The sequence below is a fragment of the Gordonia sp. BP-119 genome (assembly GCF_016924115.1).
Classification (GTDB): Bacteria; Actinomycetota; Actinomycetes; order Mycobacteriales; family Mycobacteriaceae; genus Gordonia; species Gordonia hongkongensis.
On the sequence record NZ_JAFFZF010000007.1, the window covers coordinates 131875 to 149739 of the forward strand.

At 67.2% G+C, this 17865-nt stretch carries 15 protein-coding genes; 5 read left to right on the forward strand and 10 right to left on the reverse strand.

Annotation, left to right across the window (positions count from 1 at the left end):
• Position 1 precedes the first annotated feature (1 nt).
• Together JW364_RS06705 and JW364_RS06710 are read right to left on the reverse strand one after the other, a co-directional pair.
• The gene (locus JW364_RS06705; protein WP_205333658.1) at positions 2 to 1336 is read right to left on the reverse strand and encodes an MFS transporter; all 1335 of its coding nucleotides are present in this window, start codon (positions 1334 to 1336) and stop codon (positions 2 to 4) included.
• 71 nt (positions 1337 to 1407) lie between these two features.
• Positions 1408 to 2418 carry a Ku protein gene (locus JW364_RS06710; protein WP_205333659.1) on the reverse strand — a complete coding sequence of 337 codons (1011 nt, stop codon included), beginning with the start codon at positions 2416 to 2418 and terminating at the stop codon, positions 1408 to 1410.
• Between the two features lie 205 nt (positions 2419 to 2623).
• Here JW364_RS06710 and JW364_RS06715 point away from each other — a divergent pair, with 205 nt between their 5' ends.
• The 3 genes from JW364_RS06715 to JW364_RS06725 all read left to right on the forward strand — a co-directional run bounded on the left by JW364_RS06715 (position 2624) and on the right by JW364_RS06725 (position 6615).
• Entirely contained in the window at positions 2624 to 4993 is a 2370-nt protein-coding gene (locus tag JW364_RS06715; RefSeq protein ID WP_165629410.1) for an ATP-dependent DNA ligase, read from the forward strand.
• A gap of 33 nt (positions 4994 to 5026) precedes the next feature.
• Positions 5027 to 5782 carry a dienelactone hydrolase family protein gene (locus JW364_RS06720; RefSeq protein ID WP_165629409.1) on the forward strand — a complete coding sequence of 252 codons (756 nt, stop codon included), beginning with the start codon at positions 5027 to 5029 and terminating at the stop codon, positions 5780 to 5782.
• 146 nt (positions 5783 to 5928) lie between these two features.
• Positions 5929 to 6615 carry a hemerythrin domain-containing protein gene (locus tag JW364_RS06725; RefSeq protein WP_068970287.1) on the forward strand — a complete coding sequence of 229 codons (687 nt, stop codon included), beginning with the start codon at positions 5929 to 5931 and terminating at the stop codon, positions 6613 to 6615.
• On the opposite strand, the gene JW364_RS06730 is transcribed toward JW364_RS06725, so the two are convergent.
• From JW364_RS06730 to JW364_RS06745, 4 genes are read right to left on the reverse strand one after another with little or no spacing between them, the layout of a single operon-like run.
• Positions 6593 to 9907 carry a BTAD domain-containing putative transcriptional regulator gene (locus JW364_RS06730; protein WP_068970286.1) on the reverse strand — a complete coding sequence of 1105 codons (3315 nt, stop codon included), beginning with the start codon at positions 9905 to 9907 and terminating at the stop codon, positions 6593 to 6595. The genes JW364_RS06725 and JW364_RS06730 overlap by 23 nt on opposite strands.
• A 32-nt stretch (positions 9908 to 9939) precedes the next feature.
• Entirely contained in the window at positions 9940 to 10809 is an 870-nt protein-coding gene (locus tag JW364_RS06735) for a DUF998 domain-containing protein (protein WP_205333660.1), read from the reverse strand.
• Positions 10806 to 12509: an MDR family MFS transporter gene (locus JW364_RS06740; RefSeq protein ID WP_068969815.1), complete on the reverse strand. Its 1704-nt coding sequence runs from the start codon at positions 12507 to 12509 to the stop codon at positions 10806 to 10808. Before JW364_RS06740 ends, JW364_RS06735 begins: the two co-directional genes overlap by 4 nt.
• Positions 12506 to 13006: a MarR family winged helix-turn-helix transcriptional regulator gene (locus JW364_RS06745; RefSeq protein ID WP_058252302.1), complete on the reverse strand. Its 501-nt coding sequence runs from the start codon at positions 13004 to 13006 to the stop codon at positions 12506 to 12508. Before JW364_RS06745 ends, JW364_RS06740 begins: the two co-directional genes overlap by 4 nt.
• 359 nt (positions 13007 to 13365) lie before the next feature.
• On the opposite strand from JW364_RS06745, the gene JW364_RS06750 reads away from it, so the two are divergent.
• Complete coding sequence (locus JW364_RS06750; RefSeq protein WP_068969814.1) at positions 13366 to 14118, forward strand: metallophosphoesterase; 753 nt, start codon at positions 13366 to 13368, stop codon at positions 14116 to 14118.
• Between the two features lie 120 nt (positions 14119 to 14238).
• Here JW364_RS06750 and JW364_RS06755 read toward each other — a convergent pair whose 3' ends face one another.
• Entirely contained in the window at positions 14239 to 15063 is an 825-nt protein-coding gene (locus tag JW364_RS06755) for an alpha/beta fold hydrolase (protein WP_068969813.1), read from the reverse strand.
• Between the two features lie 78 nt (positions 15064 to 15141).
• Between JW364_RS06755 and JW364_RS06760 the strand changes: the two genes are divergently transcribed.
• Complete coding sequence (locus tag JW364_RS06760; protein WP_058252305.1) at positions 15142 to 15717, forward strand: TetR/AcrR family transcriptional regulator; 576 nt, start codon at positions 15142 to 15144, stop codon at positions 15715 to 15717.
• A 110-nt stretch (positions 15718 to 15827) separates the two neighbouring features.
• On the opposite strand, the gene JW364_RS06765 is transcribed toward JW364_RS06760, so the two are convergent.
• The 3 genes from JW364_RS06765 to JW364_RS06775 all read right to left on the reverse strand — a co-directional run.
• Entirely contained in the window at positions 15828 to 16817 is a 990-nt protein-coding gene (locus JW364_RS06765; RefSeq protein ID WP_068969812.1) for a YdcF family protein, read from the reverse strand.
• A gap of 116 nt (positions 16818 to 16933) precedes the next feature.
• A complete protein-coding gene (locus JW364_RS06770; RefSeq protein WP_068969811.1) occupies positions 16934 to 17392 on the reverse strand; it encodes a DoxX family protein in 459 nt (152 codons plus the stop codon).
• A 118-nt stretch (positions 17393 to 17510) separates the two neighbouring features.
• Positions 17511 to 17865: HNH endonuclease signature motif containing protein (locus JW364_RS06775; protein WP_205333661.1), on the reverse strand; the 355-nt coding region annotated here is incomplete at its 5' end.

Sequence of the window (17865 nt, forward strand, 5' to 3'; positions counted from 1 at the left end):
GTCAACGGACCGCAGCGGAGTCGACCAACTTCGGATTCGACTCGTCGACAAGGGGGTTCTCGATCTCGTCGCGCCACATGCCGGCCGCGAAGTAGAACGCCCACGCGATCGGCACCGGGAGCAACCCGGCCAGCACGAACGTGGCGGTCAGGCCGATCGCCGACGAGACCGGGGCGGCGATCGCCATCGACACCGGCATCAGCGCAACCGATACGAAGAAGTCGAGACTGGCGATGCGACCCAACAGTGCCGGCGGCACCCGACGCTGTAAGAGCGTTCCCCACAGCACCATCGGGCCGTCGAAGAGGATGCCCATGGTCACACCGGCGGCGACGAACATCCACGTGGAATCGGCGAGACCCATCAGTACCAGCGGCAGGCTGGAGAACGCCCACAGCGAGAACATGACGGTGAGGTACCGGCGCGGCATCGGGATCGAGGCGAATACCAGTGACGCCGCAGCCGCACCGAGTCCGAATCCGGCAAGCACCCAGGCGTGCTGGGTCGCGCCGCCGTCGACGCGCTCACGTAATGCGAACGGGACGAGCACCTCGATGGGGCCGAGCGTCGCCAATACCAAAACGCAGGCGAAGAGCAGCGTGCCCCACAGCCACGGGGTCCGGGCCATGTAGGCGAACCCCTCGGCCAGGTCGCCGACGATCCGGCGGGCACCCGCACCCTCGACGACCTCCGGCGCGTCCTCGCCCGTCTCGCCGAACCGGCGCGCGGTGACCGGGGCCATCCCGAGATAGCAGACACTCGACAGGATCGCGGCGACCGCCGCCATCAACACCGCGGATCCCGGGGCCCAGGCACCGATGACGGCGCCGGCGACCATCGGGCCGACCGCCTGGAAGACGACCGGGCGGAAGAAGCCCTCGATCCCGTTGGCCGCCTGCAGCTCCGACGGCGCGACGACACCGGGCAGCAAAGCCGAGTAGGCGGGGTAGTACATCCCGGTGGTGATGCCGCCCAGAAGGGACGCCACCACCACGTGCCAGAGCTGCAGTACGCCCGCGATCGACGCCAGACCGATCGCACCGAACGCGATCATCTTCGCGACCTCGAGGCCGATCATGATGTGGCGCTGCGAAATACGGTCGGCGAGCACACCACCGGCCAGCGTGGAGACGAGCATTCCCACCGCGGCCACGCCAGTTGCCAGCGACACCTGACCCGGCCCGCCGCCGAGCGCGATGATCTGCCATATCACCGCGATCGTCCACACGCCGTCGGCGAACATGGCGAGGATCAGTCCGGACGCGAGCAGCCGGTACTGCCGACGCGCGAACGGCAGCAGCGCGCGGGGCAGACGGGAGTCGGCGGCGGAGGTCACCCTTCGAGCTTGCCCGAACCCGCGGGCGTGGTGCCAACCCTTTTCGGACCGCCGCTGTCCGGCGGTGCGGGTCAGCTCGCCTTGCGCGAGGACTTCTTGGCGGGCGCCTTCTTGGCCGTGGACTTGCTCCCGGACGCGCCGGACCCCGAGCTGCCCGAGGAGGTCTTCTTCGCCGTCGACCTGGAAGCGGTCTTCTTGGCCGGCGCCTTCTTCGCGGCCGTCTTCGCCGCAGCCTTCTTGGCCGGTGCCTTCTCGGCCGCGGTGTCCTTCGAGTCCGAATCCTTCGAATCCGATCCCCCGCGGTCCTTCACCGATGCGCGCAGCGCGGCGAGGAGATCGGCGACGTCGGAGTCCTCGGTGTCCTTGTCTTCGTCGTCGGATTCGGGGAACGCCTCGCCACCCTCGGACTTCGCCTCGATGAGCTTCGTCAGCTCGTTCTGATAGGTGTCCTCGAACTCGGAGGGGTCGTAGTCCGATGCCATCGACTCGATCAGCGAGGCCGCCATCTGCAGTTCCTGATCGCGGATCTCGGTGTCGTCGTCGAGGAAGCCGAAGTCGGGTTTGCGGACCTCGTCGGGCCACAGCAGCGTCTGCAACGTCATCACCCCGTCGACGACGCGCAGCGCGGCCACGCGTGTCCGGTTGCGCAGGGTGAAGGAGGCGATCGCGAGCCGGTCCGTCTCCTCCAGCGCCTTGGCCAGCAGGACGTAGGCCTTCGGCGACTTCGACGACGGTTCGAGGTAGTAGGGCTTGTCGAAGTAGATCGGATCGACCTGCTCGGCGGGTACGAACTCCAGGATCGAGATCTCGGGACTCTTCTGCACCGGCAACGAGGCGAGGTCTTCTTTGGTGAGGATCACGGTCTCGCCGGACTCGGATTCGTAGGCGTTGGCGATGTCGCCGTAGTCGACTTCGGTGTCGGTGCCCTCGCGCACGCGGCGATAGCGGATGCGGGTGCCGTCCGACGAGTCGACCTGATACGACTTCCGGTCGTGACTCTCGGTCGCGGAATAGACCTTGACCGGCACGTTGACCAGGCCAAAGCTGAGGTCGCCCTTCCAGATCGAGCGCATGAGAGCCATTCTGCCAGTAGATCGGCCGCGATGGCGTGAACCGGGAGTAACGAGACCCTTCGTGACGTCCCTCCGCAAGCTCCGGGACTCCTCAGGGACCGGAGGGATGCGCGTCCCTCCCCCGCTCCCTGAGGAGCATCCGGAGCCTGCGGAGGATGCGTCACGAAGGGTCTTCTCCGCACGGCCGCCGGGAACCTTGTGGACAATGGGACGCATGGCAGGCGGCGAGACACTGGAGGTCGACGGTCGGCGGATCTCGATCACCAATCTCTCGAAGGTGCTCTATCCGGCGACGGGGACGCGGAAGTTCGAGGTCATCGACTACTACTCGCGGATCGCCGACGTCCTCCTTCCCCATGTACGCAACCGCCTCATCACCCGTAAGCGGTGGCCCCACGGCGTCGAGTCGACCCCGTTCTTCGAGAAGAACGTTCCCGAGAGCGCACCTGACTGGATCCGACGCCACGGCATCCAGCACAGCGAGCGGGTCATCAACTATGCGATGGCCGACGACCGCGCCACGCTGGTCTGGCTCGCGCAGATGGCCGTGCTCGAGATCCACACGCCGCAGTGGCGGCTTCCCATGGGGCCCGACGGCGCGCCGATGGCCAACCGCATCGTGTTCGACCTCGATCCCGGTCCGCGGGTGCCGCTGCACCGGACCGCGGAGGTGGCGTGCGAGATCCGCAACTGGCTCGGCGGTGCGACGACGTACCCGGTGACCAGCGGCGGCAAGGGCATCCACCTCTACGCGCGGCTCCCGAAGCCCGTGACGTCGGATGCGGCGCGCAAGGTGGCGCAGGAGGTCGCCAACGAGTTCGCCCGTCAGCACAGTGATTTCATCACCGCCAAGATGTCCAAATCGCTGCGCGACGACAAGGTCTTCATCGACTGGAGCCAGAACACCGCCGCCAAGACCACTCTCGCGCCGTACTCGATGCGCGGACGCGAGCAGCCGTGGGTGGCCGCGCCGCGCACCTGGGAGGAGATGGAGGACCCCGGACTCTCCCAACTGCTCTACACCGAGGTGCTGGAACGCGTCGAGGAATTCGGCGATCTCCTCGACGGCCTGGACGATCCCTACGACGACGAGCCGGAGGTCGTCGTCGAGCCCGCGGCGGGACAGGTCATCAACCTGAAGGAGTACCGGCGCAAGCGCGACCAGTCGAAGACACCCGAACCCTTCGGCGACGAAGCGCATCGACATCGCATCGAAGCCGAGAGCTCTGCTGCAGAACCTGATTCCTCGGATACGCAGACCGAGAGGGCACCGATCTTCGTGATCCAGGAGCACCACGCCCGTCGGTTGCACTACGACTTCCGACTGGAACACGACGGGGTCCTGGTGTCGTGGGCCGTACCGAAGAACCTGCCCACCGACCCCGACCAGAACCGGCTCGCAGTGCAGACCGAGGACCACCCGATGGACTACGCCGAGTTCGAGGGCGACATCCCGGCGGGCGAATACGGCGGCGGTCACGTGTCCATCTGGGACAGGGGCACATTCGAGCTCGAGAAGTGGCGGGACAAAGAGGTCATCGTCCGCCTCCATGGCGAGCGCGTGCAGGGACGGTACGCCTTGATCCGGACCGGCGAGAAGAACTGGCTCGCCCACCTGATGAGCGACGAACCGCGTCCGATCGTCCCCGACAGCCTCACCGACCCGCGCCCGATGCTCGCGACCGACGAGTCGATCGACGGACTCAACGGTCGAGACTGGGCATTCGAGGGCAAATGGGACGGATATCGGCTCCTCATCCGTTCGGTCGGCGGCGAGTTCCGGCTCACCTCCCGATCGGGTATCGACATGACCGCCGACTTCCCCGAACTCGCCGGCCTCGCAGATGATCTCGGTCTGATGGATGTGGTGCTCGACGGTGAGGTCGTCGCGATCGACTCGTCGGGCCGCACCAATTTCACGCTGCTGACCTCGCGTCGGCACACCGACGAGCCGTATTCGTTGCGGTTACACCTGTTCGACATCCTGTTCCTGAACGGCTCGTCGTTACTGCGCAAGCCGTGGTCGGTTCGACGCGAACTCCTCGAGGAGCTGGCGCCCGCGTTCCGCAACTCCGCCTTCGTCGAAGTGCCTCCGCTGCTCCCCGGACCGGGATCGGCCGCCGTCGAATACAGCCGTGACCACAACCTGGAAGGTGTTGTCGCCAAACGCCGCAACTCGGTGTATCAGCAGGGACGTCGGTCGACCACCTGGCTGAAACACAAGAACTGGAGCGACATCGAGGTCGTGGTCGGCGGATATCGGCCGGGCCGCGGCAACCGCGCGCACACCATCGGTTCCCTGCTCATCGGTTTGCCCGAGGAGACCGGACTCCGCTACGTCGGTCGCGTGGGAACCGGCTTCACCGACGCACAGTTGCGTTCGCTTGCAGAGGAACTCGGACCGTTGGAGATCTCGCGGTCGCCCTTCCTGGACAAACTCGACCGGCCCGTCGAGTCCAGCGCGGTGTGGGTCCTGCCGAAGATCGTCGGCGAGGTCCGGTTCATGGACTGGACGACGGCCGGGCATCTGCGGCATCCCAGCTGGCGGGGGATCCGGAGGGACAAACTGCCCGGTGATCTGTGACCCGGGGCGTGAACCGAGCAGAGGAGCGTGGACATGACGGGTGAGACGATCACCATCTCGGCGGCCGACGGAGAGACCGAAGCCTATGTGGCACGGCCCGATTCATCCGGGACGTCTTCGGGAGTCCTGTTCCTCACCGATGTGATCGGCCTACGACCTCGCATCGAGGCCATGGCCGACCGCATCGCGTCCTGGGGTTACGTCGTGCTGGTGCCGCACCTGTTCCACCGGTACGGGTCCGCGGCCGAGTGGGCGCCCACCGAGGATCTGCTGTTGCCCGAGGCGCGGACCGCATTCTTCCGATCCGCGATGCCGCGGGCACGGACCCTCACGCCCGACGCGGTACGGCCCGACCTCGTCGCCTACCTGGATGCGCTGCAGTCGCTGCCGGGCGTCGCACCCGGACGTGTCGGTGTCACGGGCTACTGCATGGGTGGCCGGCTTGCGCTGAACATCGCCGCCGCCCGGCCCGACGACGTCGCCGCGGTCGGCATGTTCCACACCGGCGGCCTCGTCACCGACGACCACGACAGTCCGCACCTGCATCTCGTCGGCATCGACGCGTTCGTCCTCGCCATCCACGCCGACAAGGACTCATCACTGCCCGCGATGGCGGTCGCGCAGTTCGAGCACGCCCTGACCGGTGGGGGCGTGGCGCACTCGGCGACCGTCTATCCCGGTGCGCCGCACGGGTATACGATGTCCGATCTGGCGGCGTATCACCACGAGGCCTGCGAACATCACTTCGATGAGCTCAAGGCTCTCTTCCGGCGGACGTTGTCGGGGTGAGGTGGGTCCGCTCCGACCCCCGGTGAGTCCGATCGTGCGATCGTCGGACAGGTACCGCGGGCCCCGCAAGGCGACTACAAGTCGCCTGTAAGTCGGGCGGCGCACAGTGGCCGCAACCAGCCACCACAAGCCGCCAGGAGACACCCGTGACCAGCCGACCTTCCCCCCGCACCGCCACCGCACCGACCACCCCCGATCTCACCGGCATGAAGCTCGCCCACCGCGGCATGCTCGACGACACGCGCCGCTTCGCCGACATCCTCGGCCGCATCGCCGGTGGTGAACCGTGTGATGATCGCCGCCGCCGAGCCATCGGCGACTATCTCGACCAGTTGTGCGCGTCCATCCATCATCACCACACCATCGAGGACGAGGTGGTTTGGCCGATCCTCACCGCATCCGCCGGCGCGGCCGTCGACGTCCACGATCTGGAAGATGATCACACCCAGCTCGATGCGCTGCTCGCGACACTGCAGGCTCGCACCGCAGCCTTCACATCCGCGAAAGCCGATCACCGTGACGCAGCGAACGAGCTCGCCGCGACCCTCGGCGACGTTCACCAGCTACTCGGTGAGCACATCGCCGACGAAGAAAAGGTCGTGTTCCCGATCGTCGCCCGCTACGTGAGTGTGGCGGATTGGGACCGAGTGGAGAATGCTGCCCGAAGCGGCGCGAGCATGCGGTTCGAGGCACCGAGAATGATGCGGCACGCAGATGAGCGCGAGCTGGCGAAGATGAAGCGCGAGGCGGGACCGGTCATCCGGGCCGTGCTCACACTGCTCGTTCGCAGCTTCGACAAGCGCGAGGCCATCATCGCCGGCCCAGTTCGGTGAGGCCGGCTCGCACCGTGTTCTGCACCTCCACGGCCATTCGACGGTGGGCGGTCGCGGCGGCCGTGTCACCGAGGAGGTCGGCGAGCTCGGCGAGCACCGCGTCCATCGGACCGAATGCGACAGATCCCGAGTTCAGGCCGGCAATCGTGCCCGACCAACGCCGCAGTTCGTCGTAGAGCACGGCCGCGGCCTCGGTCATCTCGAGCCGGACGAGGGCGCGGGCGTGGAAGACCGACATCGCGGTCCAGTAGAAGTCGCGGCTGATCGGAGGCGCGGTGCGGGCGACGCGGCGCGCCTGCTCGACATGACCGGCGTCCAGCAGCGCGACCACGTACACCCAGGAGATCATCTGCGGGGCAACATTGTTGATCGCGGCGAGGGGTTCGGTGAGATGTGCGAGCGAACCGCGGAACCACCCGACCACCATCTCGCCGACCAGACCGATCTCCGCCGAGTTGATCGCGCCCGCCGCCTGCAGTCGCGCGGTGAGGTCGCGGTACTCGCGCTCTGCCTGGTCGATGTCGCCACCGAGCACCTCCAGGACCGCCGAGAACGCCGACAAGACGACGACGAGTTCGCCCGCGCGCCCGCTGGAGGCCGACCGTAGACCTTGTTGGGCTCGCGCGACGGCGCCGGGCAGGTCGACCCGCGCGGCCCGCGCCAGGAACGAGAAGAAGTGTGCGGCCGCCTGATAGGCCAGCACTCCGGACTCGTCTGCCACTCGGTCGAATTCGTCGGTGAACGCCGGCAGTTCTGCGCTGAGATCCGGCCCGAGGGCGGTGTACACACGCGCATTCCACGCCGCGCAACGGACTTCGGGGTCCGCGTGCCCGTTCGCGGCCTCCACGGCCTGGGCGGCCAGTTCGATGGCGCGGCGGTCGTCGATGCCCTCGAGTTCGAAGACCAGCGACACCAACAGGTAGACCCGGTCCTCACCGGTGGCGCGACCCAGCGCGCTCGTCATCGCGGCGATCAACTCCGTGTCGGCGATCCGCTGACGGCGTGTCGTCCAGATGACCGGCGCCCGCCAACACGTCAGCGCGGCCATGACCAGATCGTCGTCACCCAGTTCTCGAGCTGTCGCGATCGCCTGACCACGGCGCGCGCGGGCCTCACCGGTGTCGTCGCCGCGGAACGCCAGTGCCGTCACCAGGTGGGTCAACGCCACGACGAACGCGGACCGATCGGCCGCGTCGGCGGTCGCCGCGGCATGTCCGGCCATCTCATGCAGACGCACGGCGGACCGCCACAGGTCTGCCGAGTCCGCCGTGAATTCGGTGCCGAACCTCGCGACGGCAGCGACCGTCACCAGCTCGAGGGCGCGTTCGACCGTGTCGGGGACGGCGCCGAGAGCCGCGTGGTGTGCCAGCTCGTCCGGATCGACGCCTGGGGTCTGCTCGAGATACAGCACGATCTGCCAGTGCGATCGCCGCTTCCGCAGCGCGGGGATGCTGTCGTACACGGCGTCGCGCACGAGAACGTGGTTGAAGTGCACCGCTTCGATGTCTGCGGTCAGCAATCCGGCGGCGACGGCCGTGTCGATCGCGTCGAGCACGAGTTCCTCGGCGGTGGCGTCGGGATTCCTGTTCCACAGGGTGAGTACGCCATCGATCGGCGCACGGCGCCCGAAAAGCGCGGCCAGGCGTAAGACGGTCGCGACTTCGGCAGGTAGCCGTTCGATCCGCTGCATCAGCACGCTGGTGACGCCACGGGGGATCGCGGCGGCAGCCGCCGAGAATCCGCGGGAGGCGACGAGCTTGGCCAGCTCACGCACGAAGAGCGGATTGCCGTCGGTCCTCGTGCGCAACAGCTCGAGCAGCGGGGTGTCCACGGATTCCAGTCCCACCGACGCCGCGAGTTCGCGGATACCGTTCTCCGACAGACCCTTCAGCTCGATGTGTTCGGCGGTCACCGCAGCGAGAGATGCCGTGGTCGCGAGCAGGTCCACACCGGCTTCCGATGCCCGGTAGGTGACCACCACGAGCACCGGAGACCGGGCCATCCAGGTCACCAGTTGCCGAAGGACCTGCAGCGTGGCGCCATCGGCGCGGTGTGCGTCGTCGAGCACGAGGACCGTCCCCGGTGCGTCGGAGTGCGAACCGCAGGCTTCCATCACCCGCCGGGCGATGTCGAACGAATTGTCCAATCCCTCGTCCGACGTCAGATCGCCACGAAACTTCGCCTGCTGCAGTATCTCTCGCCACGCCCAGGCTGTCGGGGCGCCGTCGACCTCGGGGCAGTGTCCAATCGCCCCGGCCCAGCCGGCGGCGCCCAGACGTGCGACGAGTGAATCCGCGAACGTGCTCTTGCCGCCGCCGGCCTCCGCGCTCACCCATACGACGCGCAGACCGGTCGCGCTCGCGGCCTCGGCGTGACCGAGCAGTGCCGCGAGTTCGTTCTCCCGTCCGGCGGGTTCGCGACGACCCGCCGACGCGGTGACGGGCGGCACGCTCGGCGGTTTCGGCGTCTCCGGCACCGGCGGTGCGACCGGCGCCGCCAGGGTGGGCGCCTGCTGCAGGATGTCGCGTTCGAGCAGCTGGATCGGCGGTCCTGGATCCACTCCGAGTTCGTCGGCGAGATACGACCGCAGCCGGCGCAGCGTCGCCAGGGCGTCTGCCTGCCGCCCCAGTCGGTACTGCGCCAGCGCGAGCAACCGGAAGTACTCTTCGCGGGCCGGTTGGTCGTCGCACTCCGCAGCCAGCACCTGCGCCACCTCCGCCGCGCGTCCGTGGTCGACCGCCAGTGAGGCCCACTGCTCGATCGCCGACCGGCGTACATCGTGGAGTCGGGCGACTTCGGGCTGTGCCCAGCCCTCACCCGAACAGGCGCCGTAGGGATCGCCGCGCCACATCCGCAGCGCGCCATCCAGCTCGCGAAGCCTCGAGGCGGGATCGTCCGCGTCGCCGCCGACGGTGACGACGGCCTCGAATTCCCAGACGTCGACGCTCGGACGGGGTAGCCGTAACGCATAACCCGGTTGCTCACTGACGAGCACGGTCGCCGGAGCGCGGGGCGGGCGAGACGGTTCGATGACGCGTCGCAGATTGGACACCTGCACCTGGAGGCCCGCCAGTGCCTTCGGCGGTGGTTCCCCGTTCCACAGATCGTCGATCAACCGATCCGTGGACACCACCCGACCGCGGCCGGCCACCAAGCGGGCCAAGACCGCCCGTTGCCGGCGCGGGCCCAGGTCGACCACCTCGGAATCGAGTTCGCAGGAGATGGGACCCAGCACCGAGATCCGGAGCGTCGAACCGGCACCACCGGCCGGACGCCCATCCCGAACCCCCATACCCACCCGATCCTCTCGTCGTCGACGTCAGACTATCGCTGCTGCTGGTCTCGCGTGCCGTTCACGGCGCCCCACTCCGTGCCGGTGAACCCACCCGGCGCAACGACGACGTGTTCCGCCTCCGGGGTCCGATCAACGCCCCGCGAACCGACCACGGCCCACCCCCAGAGCACCATCCACACACTCATGCCGCCGACCTGGATGCGCTGGGCGAGTCCGAGCCGGTAGTCGCCGACCAGGTTGTCCGCCAACAGCATCCAGACCGTGGCGAGCGCGACGATGACGAGCACTGCGTTCCCGACCCACCGGAGCATCGGCCATACGGGACCGTCCGGTGTGGTGCGTACCGCCGAGACGCCGGCGGCGACCATGACGGTGAAGATGGCGAACACCGCGACCGTACTGGTGAGCGCGTGGATGTGATGCAGTTGCGGGAGCAGTCCGCTCGGTTCGCGCGGGCACCCGGGGTCGACTCCCGGAATGCACTCGATCGGGAGCAGGGCGTCGGCGATGGTCGCCGCGCCGAACACCGCCAGTGCGAGAACGGCGGTGGTCGCTGTACGGTCGCGAAACACCGACGTCGCGTCCCCCTCCCGCTGGCCGAGCCTGTCGAGGTCACCAGGTGGCTTCGACTCGGCGCCTCGCTCCGCTCGGTGCCGGCTCAACCAGCGGGGGAAAGGCGGTCGCGGGACGAGCAATAGCAGTGCCGCGACGAGTGCGCAGACCCCGGTGGTCACGTCCCCGACCACGTAGATGTCGCGGTGGGGACGGTTCGCGGCGTCCAGCTCGCTGAGGAACGTGCGCATCGGGTCCAGCGAGTCCGCCCACGCGAACTCCAGCACCCACGACGAATAGCACAGGCCCGCAACGGCGATCAGGATGCCCGCGAGCGATCTCCTCACGACGCGGGTGACGACTCCGGTGCGCCGATCGGCCGTCCCTGACGCAGCGGGAGTTCCTTCCAGGTGACCGTTCCGATGATCGCGAGCAGCGCGACGATCGACACCGCCAGGAACACCCGGTCCATCGAGTCGGCGAACCCCTCCTTGATGGGTTGGGCCAGTTCGGCCGGCAGCTTCTCGATGACCGAGGTGTCACTCATGACACTGTCCGACGATCCGGTCGCGGCGCCGGGATTCTGAGCGGCCGCGATGAGCGACTGCCCGAATGCGCTGACCTGCGGGTCGCTGCTCTGCGAGGCCTCCACGACCGCCGCGCGGTACTCGGGTTGGGCTGCCGCCGCGACCATCTCGTCCTTGATGTTCGGCCCCATGAAGGAGAACAACAGCGAGAAGAAGACCGCGACACCGAGCGTTCCACCGATCTGACGGAAGAAGGTGGCGGTGCCGGTGGAGAGTCCCATGTCCTTGGGCGGCAGGATGTTCTGCATCGCCAGGGTTATCGGCTGCATCAGGTTGCCGAGCCCGAAGCCGAGGAGCGCGGCCATCAGCATGACCAGGTAGAGCGGCGTCTCGGTGCCCACCAGGTGCAGCAGGAAAGTGCCCGCGGTGATCAGCACGGCGCCGACGACCGTGAAGATCTTGTAGCGTCCGGTGCGCGAGATCAGCTGGCCCGACAGGATCGAACCGGCCATCAGACCGAGCACCATCGGCAGCATCTGGAGGCCGGCGATCATGGGGCTCGATCCGCGGAGGACCTGGAAGTACTGCGGCAGCATCGAGATTCCACCGAACATGACGGCGCCGATGATGACCGAGATGATGATGCCCTGGCTGAACACCCGGTTGGTGAACACGCGCAACGGGATGAGGGCGTCGTCGCCCATGCGGTGCTCGATCCAGATGAACGCGGCGATGCCGACGACGCCGATCCCGTAGCAGAGGAACGACAGTCCGGAGGTCCATCCCCACTGGCGCCCCTGTTCGGCGACGATGAGCAGCGGAGCCACGGCGACGGCGAGTGCCGTCGCCCCCCAGTAGTCGGTGCGCCCGCCGACGCCCTTCTGCTGGTCGTAGTTGAGCACCTTGTAGACCACGAACAGCGCGACGAGTCCGATCGGCACGTTGACCAGGAACACCCAACGCCAACCGGACACCCAGAGGATCGTCTCCTGGCCGGCGAACAGACCGCCGAGGACCGGGCCGAGGACGCTGGAGGTGCCGAACACGGCGAGGAAGTAGCCCTGGTATTTGGCGCGTTCCCGCGGCGGGACGATGTCGCCGATGGTCGTCAGTGCGAGGGTCATCAAGCCGCCCGCGCCGAGCCCCTGGAAGGCGCGGAACGCGGCGAGTTGATACATCGACGACGCGATCGTGCACAGCAGCGAACCGACGATGAAGATCGAGATCGCCAGCAGGAAGAACGGTTTCCGGCCGTGGAGATCGGACAGCTTGCCGTACAAGGGGGTCACGATCGTCGCGGTGACGAGGTAGGCCGTGGTCACCCAGGCCTGCAGGTCATACCCTTGCAGATCGTCGGCGATGGTCCGGATCGCCGTCGACACGATGGTCTGGTCGAGGGCGGCGAGGAACATGCCCAGCATGAGTCCGGCCAGGATGGTCAGGATCTGGCGATGGGTCAGTCCGGCGCCGGCGACCTCCTCGTCGTGGTTCACCGTGTCGGCGGCCGAAGAGTCTGTCACTGTCGTCCTTTCGGGTCATTCGCATCTGTGTCCGGGCTGCGGTCCGGGCACGCCGGATGTAGGGCTGCGTCGGCGGCATCGACGAACCGCCCGAGAAGTGTCACGAGGGTGTGGAGTTCGTCGTCGGTCCAGTCGGCCATGACATCGGCCATGGCGGCGCGACGCATCTCGCGCATGGCCACGACGCGATCCCGTCCGGCGGCGGTGATGACGAGCATGGTAGCGCGCCCGTCGTCCGGGTCCGCCTCGCGGCGGATCAGGCCGTGCTCCACGAGCTGAGCCACATGCCGACTCACCGTCGACGGGTCGGCATTCATCGTCTCGGCGAGGTCGCGCGATCGCATCGACCGTCGCGCGAGCGGGAAGAGTGCCTTGAACGCCGCGGCCTCGAACTCGCCCTCACGCGTACGGAACGTCGTGTGGACCGCCCGTTCGCGGATGCGGACGAAGCGCAGAAGGGTCTCGAAGAGGTCGTCGATCGCGTGTTGATCGAGCACTGTCCTCACCGCCTACCCGAGAAGTTTTACTTGCTCTTTGCAATTAGTTGCAGAGCGCAACTAACACCGCTCGCCAGTGTGCGCGCGAACTCGGGAGAATGCAAACAGCGCCGAAGTCTTGCATCGACGGAGACAAAAGACGGTCGCCGACCTGCCAGGTCGGGGGTTGGCAGGTCGGCGACTCATCATCGATGTCGCTCGCCGGCCGCTGTGCGTTACAGGGGAGCCGGCACCCGAGCGGGCTGAACCACACCGACGTCATGGGAGTGCGTTGCGCCTCGCGGCCCTGAGGCGATGCGTCGTCGGACCCTGCCTGCGGTTAGCCTCGTGGGAGTCAGGAACCGTGACAGGAGCTCTTCGTGTTCGTTGTCGCCCACATCAGCGACCTGCATTTCAACGGGACGCGGTTCAATCGGGCCCGTATCCAGTCGACGTTGAGCTATATCAACGCCCGCGCCGCCGGGATCGACGTCCTGCTGGTCACCGGCGACATCGCCGATGAAGGTGCCGCGAGCGAGTACCGAGAGGCGTACGGGGTGCTCGAGAGCCCACTGCCGATGCTCATCACCGCAGGCAACCACGACGTCCGGGAACCGTTCAGCGCGGCCCTGATCGGCACCGAGACCTCTGGTCCGATCAATCACGCGCGGACGGTGCGCGGGCGCGACGGCTCCGACGTCCTCTTCCTGATGTGCGACAGCTCGATACCCGGACGCAACGACGGTCGTCTCGACGACGCGACCATCTCCTGGCTGTCGGACCGGCTCACCGCTACGTCCGTGACGACACCGGTGTTCATCGCCTTTCACCATCCGCCGGTCGACCTGCTGATGCCGTTCATGGACTCGATCCGCCAGCGTGACGAGGGCCGTCTCGCCGCCCTGGTGGATCAGCACCCGAACATCGTCGCGTTCCTGTGTGGACACGCCCACACCCCGGCGGTGACCACGTTCGCCGACCGCCCGCTGTGCATCGCACCGGGTGTGTCGTCGACACTGAACCTGCCGTTCGAAGGCCGGGAGGTCGTCAACCGCGGTCAGCCGCCGGGGATCGCGTTCCATCTCTATGACGACGAGCGTTTCGTCACCCACTTCCGATCGGTGATGTTCTGACATTCAGGACGGTGCCGGCAATCGGCCGTCGCGCTTCGGCGCTCGGCAACGAGAGGCAGGCGAGCTACATCGTCGGCAACATCGCGCAACCGGTATCGCCACCGGCGGGGCGACGACGCGTCATCTGACGAACCCGCGCAGCAGATCGGCCATCGCCTCCGGCTGGTCTTCCGGGATGAGAGTCCACGAATCGTCGACGACGACCTTGGATGCGTTCGGGAAGAGCTCGACGAGGCGGTCCGCATGCTCAAGGGGCATCATCCGGTCTTCCCTTGCCCAGACCACGAGCACCGGGCGATCGAACCGCCGCATCATGTCCGACAGTTCGAGCAGCCTGCGGCGGGAGGGCGCGCCCGTGGCGAATTTGACCAGATCCCTTCTGATCGATGCGTTTTCGACAGCGGGGCGGAACCACTCGTCGAACAGCGAGTCCGGAATCCCCGACTTCGTCAGCGCGCCATACGCCCGTGTGCTGTGCCGGAAGAATCGAGTGCCCAGCATCCGGGTGAGAATCCACCCGCCGCCGCACACTCGGCACAACAGCGCCGCGGGGCGCGCCGGCTCGGGAGGATAGTTGTCGAAAGCCGTGCACGATGCCAACACCAACCTCCCAACGCGCTTGTCCCGGCCTTGGGAGATCACGAACTGACCACCGCCCCAGTCGCTCAGGACGAGCGTCACGTCATCGAGGTCGAGGGCATCGAGAAAGTCGGCAAGGATCGATGCCACACCCGTCTCGGTGAGGTCCGCGTCGGCGTGCATCGGCTCCGTGTGCGCCCCCATCGGGAGCGTCGGTGTGATGCAACGGAATTCGGCAAGCAGCGGGATCACCTTGCGCCACTGCCGCCCGTCCATCAGCAACCCGTGGCCGAGTACCAGGATCGGCCCGGGACCGCCGGTGTCTTCGTAGGAGATGGAGCCGGCCGGCACGTCAACTGTGGGCACGTCGCCTCCTAGATAGATCGTTCTACTTAGAAGCAAGATAGGCTGGCATCGGCACGATGCGCAAGGGATGGAGACGTCATGGCAGATTCCGCTACTCGCGACCGGATCCTGGAGGCAGCCGCAGAGCTGTACCGGCGGCAGGGCATGCCGGCCACCGGCATCAAACAGATCTCGGCGGCGGCTGAAGCGCCCTACGGTTCGATCTACCATCACTTCCCCGGCGGCAAGGAAGCGATCAGCGTCGAGGTCATCCGACGCGAAGGGTTGCGCTACGGCGCGTTCGTCGGCGCCCAGCTGGAGACGACCGACCCCCTGACCGGCATCCCGACGCTGTTCGAGAACGCCGGAAAACTGTTGGAGTCGCAGGACTACAGCGAGGCCTGCTCCATCGAGACCATCGCACTGGAGGTGGCGAGTACCAACGAGCGTCTCAGGCTGGAATCCGCCGAGGTTTTCGAGAGCTGGTTGACCGGCCTCGCAACGTGGTTCGGACAACTCGAGATCACCGAGCCGGAGCGTCGACGGCTGGCGTTGATCACCCTGACCGCGCTGGAAGGTGCGTTCGTTCTGTGCCGCACCCTGCGCTCCATCGAACCGATCGTCGTCGCCGGGCACGGCGTGCAGGCGGCCGTGCAGGCGGCCGTCGGGTCGTAGCAACAGACCGACGATGCACAGCCGCGCTTCTGCTGCAAGCTGTGAAACCGCAGGGCCAGCACCATGTCACCCCACCGAACTCGAGCGCGCGGTGCGGCGAGATCGGCCCGTCAGGCCGACGATCCCGCCTTCAGGAGCTCTTGGAGGATCCGCCCACCGATTTCCGGGATCAGTCCGGGACCGGTCTCCGGCAGGTTCTGCGGCAGCAGCCCGGGCTCATGGGTCGCCGGGATACGCGCGGTCCGAGTGGCCTCCACACGTATGCCGGTCTGCTGCGCCTTGGCCAGCGGGGTCCGGTACTTCTCCAGGTCCGTCGCGGTGGTGAGAGTCCCGACGACGCGCAAGCCCATGGCACCGAAGTCCGCCGCCCCGCGCCGGATGTGGCTGGGCGACGTGACGAGAACGATGTCCCGGATTCCCTGTGCGCGCAGGATCTCGGCGGTGTTCTGCGCATTGGCCACCGTCGACCCGGACTTGTCCTCGACGAGGATCCGGTCCGCACCGACACCGTTGTCCACGAGCCAGGTCCGCATCGCGGCTGCTTCGGTGATGCCCTTCTTCGGCACCCCTCCGGTGACGACGATCGGCGCGGACGTCGTGAGCTCCGACTGAGCCTTGCCGGCGGACACCCGGTTGACGAGCTCCGGCGCCATCTTCCCGTTCGCATTGAGCCCGAATCCGAGCACGACGATAGCCACCCGACCGGATACCGGCTTCGGCGTGGTGTCGGGCACGATCTGTGCAGCGGTCGAGACGCCCGAGATGATGTTGCGGGCCGTTGTCGCCAGGGACGGATTCATCATCGACAACCGGTTCAGGGCCGAGCGTCCCGCGACGACGTCGTCGACCTGGTCCGACCAGATCGCTTGCAGTGCAAGCGCGTCGGTATCGGCCGGCGCCACCGCGAGGACCTGCTGGAGAAGATCGAGTCCGCCCGCGACGTCACCTCCGGCGAACTTCGACTGCGCGCTGTTGTACAGGCCGGCCGGGTCCATCGCGGAGGCCGTCGTCACAACCGAGGCGTCCGGTCCGGGCAACGTCCCGACCGCCACCCCGCCGAGAGCGGCCACCGCGATCGTCGCCGCAGCCGCCAGTCTCATTCGCTTCACTCTGGTCACACCAGTCACTCGCGTAACGAGTACGAGAGATGCACAACGACCCCGCACCCGTCCGATCCCAGATCGGTAACGGGTGCGGGGCCGGTCAGCGGCGAAGCTCAGCGCTTCAGGCCGGCCACCTTCAGCAACTCCGGGCGGCGCAGGGCCAGACCGATCCACATCAGCACGCCGAGGTAGACCGCGAACAGGACCGTGTCGAACAGCGGTGCCTCGATCCTCATGTTGGCGGTGACCGCGCCTCCGAGGTAGGCCGTGATCCCGAGGGCGCCGAGGACTGCGGTGCGCGGGATGGCGTAGACGACCAGGCACACGAGCAACACGACACCCATCACGATGGCCTGATCGGCGGGGAAGCCGAGCTCCCGCGTGCCGTCGATCACCGCTTGCGGACGCGCGAGTTTGCCTGCGACGTCGAACGCCAGGAAGGCGCCGACGAGTACGCTGATGACGATTCCTGTTGTGCGACGCCAGTTCCGACGCGTCGGTTGCGCCTCGTCGGACGCGGGGCTCGTGGTCGTCGGCGCGGCGGCGCCCTTGGTGGTGCTGTTGCGGCTCATGATGTTCTCCTGGCGGCTCGTGCGAGTGTGTTGTGCAGGGATAGACATGCCTGCTCGTCAGAACTCATCGCGGGGCCGCGCATTCTGGCTTCAGAAGTAGCGCGACAACGATCGACGACTACGCCGCCGACATCGCGAGATCGACGCGAGAAGACCTGCTTTCCTTCCACTCCCAGACGGCGTAGAGCACCTCGGTGGTGTAACCCAAATCCATCCGGCCCCCACCGATCGGCACAGTCGCGTCGATACCTATGGCAGGGTTTGGTTGCCACCCCGACGGTTTCGACGTCGGCGGCGCCACCTCGATCTCGGCGCCGTCGGGTCGATGAAACGTGAACCGCTGCTTCCCATGCGCGGTGATCGCAAACTCGCCCCGATGCAACGACCGATGACACGACCCACACAACAAGATCAGATTGTCCGGATCCGTCCCCCCACCCGCCGACCAGAACACCACATGATGGGCATGCAGA